Here is a 2,748-nt window from a genome sequence, read left to right as displayed (position 1 = left end):
ATTTGTTAAATGGTTAGAATTGTTTTTTCAGTTGATATGTCTCTTGTCTAGAGCCTCCTGCCAGTGCCAAGCTCGTCGCAGGCTCTCCTCGATAGGTATCTCCGCATGCCACTGGAGCTCTTGCTCGCCGTAGCTCGTGTCGGCCCATATCTGCTCTATGTCGCCCGCTCTGCGGTCGCCTATGCGATAAGGCACAGTGCGCCCCGTGGCTCGCTCGAAGGCTTGTATCAGCTCCAAGACGCTCAGCCCACGCCCCATGCCTACATTATATATATAGTGTGCTGGAGCCGACCCCACATCACTGCGATGCAGGCGACGTAGCGCTACCAGATGAGCCTGTGCCAGATCCATCACATCGATGTAGTCACGGATGCAGGTGCCGTCTGGTGTGTTGTAATCATTGCCAAAGACGACGAGCTCCTTGCGTAGCCCTGCTACCGTTTGGGTCAGGAAGGGAATGAGGTTTTGCGGTGTACCCACAGGCTCCTCGCCAATGAGTGCCGAGGGGTGCGCACCGATAGGGTTAAAGTATCGTAGTATGACTGCCTGCAGAGGCATGCCACTCCGTACAGAATCAACGATGATATCCTCGTTGATGCGCTTCGTATTGCCATAAGGCGAGGTGGCATCTTGACGAGGTGCCGACTCGGTGATCGGCAGATGCTCAGCCGTCGGCTGACCGTAGACCGTGCAGGAAGAGGAGAAGACAAGGTGCTGCACGCCATGCCGCTCCATACAGCGTAGGAGCGTGATGAGCGAATTGATATTGTTGTCGTAGTAGCGTAGCGGTTGCTCGACCGATTCACCGACTGCCTTATGTGCGGCAAAGTGTATCACCCCCGCTATCTCGCCCTTGTGATGCTCGAAAATCTCTCCCATAGCCACCTCATCGGTGCAGTCCACCTCGTAGAATTGTGGTCGTACCGAGGTGATCTGCGCAATGGCATCAATCACCTCACGACGCGAGTTAGATAGATTGTCTACTAGGATGACTCCGTAGCCCGCCTCCTGCAGGACGACGGCCGTGTGGGATGCTATGTATCCACAGCCACCTGTGAGGAGGATAGACTTTGGGGTATGTTTGTGCATTGTCATTAGCTAGCAATTCATTTGGGCGAAGCCAATGAGACTTTTAGTTTCATCGGCTTCCCAAAATTACGACAAATCCACGACATAGGATGATTTTTCGTACGATCCTAACGGGGTTGACAGATGGAACGAGAGGAGCTCATCTACGCTGCTATGGAGGAAATCAAACAATTCCTCCGTGGAGATCTTGGATTCCCCACGGAGGAACGGACAAATTCTTCGGAACTTTGATTTGCTTCTTCGGAAGTTTCATTTCGTTCTTCCGAAGTTTTATTTCGCCCCTCCGTGGAGAATATTTGTTTTTCAGCGAGCTATTTGCAGATTCTTCCGTAGGAACTATCGTAGCACCCTAATGGACTGCTGACCTACGGTGAGGATGTAGTATCCGTGAGGTAGGTGCGCTATATTGATCCACTGCTGCGTGTCAGATAGGATGCCTCGGTTGACGAGTAGTCCCTCAGTGGAGTAAAGATTGTAGCTAGCTCCTACGAGGTCGGGTGTTACAGAGATAGCGAGTACTCCGTTGGCATCAGAAGAAGCGCTGAGAGTCTCCTGCTGGGCGGGCGTTTGGATCGCCGTCAAGGAGGGTTGTCCCATCATACAGCGTATGCAGGCTGCGCTGTAGCGTCCAATAGCATCCTCATAAGTAGCTACGCCACCCTGTCCAGAATCCTCGTCGTATGGAAGGCTCCACACCGATGGGGCGAAGCCTTCCTTCGTCTGAGAGGCAGCTGCGGACCAGTAGTATAGGATGTCGTATCGCGACTCGGCGAACCCTGTATAGCCTGATATGTAGCCCGATGCAGGTAGGAATCGTGTTACGATATGCTCTTGGGCTGTTGTCCAGAAGTCTGTCTCAGCCACGAGCTCCTGAATGGTTGCATATCTCTGTCCGATCCACTTAGCCTCAATGAGAAGCCCATAGTCTGACCAGCTCCAGCGAAAGGCGGTGCGATACTTCCCGCTCTCATCGCTACACTTGATACCGATGATCTCGTTTTTGGTATTGCTGTAGTAATCGGCTTCATACTCTTTTGTTTGCCCCTGTATGGTGATAGACTCGGTGGTATGCTTGAAGCCTATCTTGCCAGAGAAGTCAGCTACTGCGAAGGAGCTAGGCATAACGGACACCCACTCTGTGTAGCTCGGTATGTGCATACCCTTAGGGCATGGGTCGCCACCGTTCTCACCACGATAAGTTGCTGGGGCATCGGTCGCTAGTGCTACGATGTCCGTCCACTTATCTCCGAGAGCTCCTGTCGTGAGCCAGTCGTACTTGGTTTGTCCCTCAGCCCTCTTCAAGAAGCTCTTGCCCCACACCTTGGGGTCGTTGCCCGATATGGGAGTTTCCTCACGAGGGGCATTGCCATTGTAGTCAAAAGGCACGTTGCGTCCAAACTGAAAGAGTGCACCCCACGCCTTGCCGTCTTCGTTGGGCTTAGCGAGGAGCCCTACATCCTGTAGGTTGTACTCACTCAGGAGCGATAGCGGGTTCAGACTTTGCGCAGCATCCTGTGCGGAGAGGCTCTGGCAGTAGAGTAGGGGGAGGGCTAGTAAGATAGCCAAGATAAACTTTCTTGTCATAAGTGTGTTTTGAATAGGTTTATAAAAGTGCAAGCTACCACCTGCAAGGGAAACGTGTATCACTGAATACAAAGA

2 protein-coding genes are annotated in these 2,748 nt (G+C 52.5%); both read right to left on the bottom strand.

The window, feature by feature from the left end:
* Positions 1-27: 27 nt before the first annotated feature.
* The gene (galE, locus tag Q0X57_RS08100; RefSeq protein ID WP_297729972.1) at positions 28-1,089 is read right to left on the bottom strand and encodes a UDP-glucose 4-epimerase GalE; all 1,062 of its coding nucleotides are present in this window, start codon (positions 1,087-1,089) and stop codon (positions 28-30) included.
* 336 nt (positions 1,090-1,425) lie between these two features.
* Positions 1,426-2,673 (bottom strand): hypothetical protein, encoded by a 1,248-nt coding sequence (locus Q0X57_RS08095; protein ID WP_297729970.1) that lies wholly within the window; start codon positions 2,671-2,673, stop codon positions 1,426-1,428.
* Positions 2,674-2,748: the final 75 nt, after the last annotated feature.

This window comes from uncultured Porphyromonas sp., from assembly GCF_947254915.1.
In the GTDB taxonomy this organism is placed as follows: Bacteria; Bacteroidota; Bacteroidia; order Bacteroidales; family Porphyromonadaceae; genus Porphyromonas.
This window is presented reverse-complemented; position numbering and strand designations above follow the sequence as displayed.

What these genes read in the sequence shown, in the direction of transcription:
- galE (WP_297729972.1), bottom strand. Translation starts at nt 1,089, where the DNA reads ATGCACAAACATACCCCAAAGTCTATCCTCCTCACAGGTGGCTGTGGA.
- Q0X57_RS08095 (WP_297729970.1), bottom strand. Translation starts at nt 2,673, where the DNA reads ATGACAAGAAAGTTTATCTTGGCTATCTTACTAGCCCTCCCCCTACTC.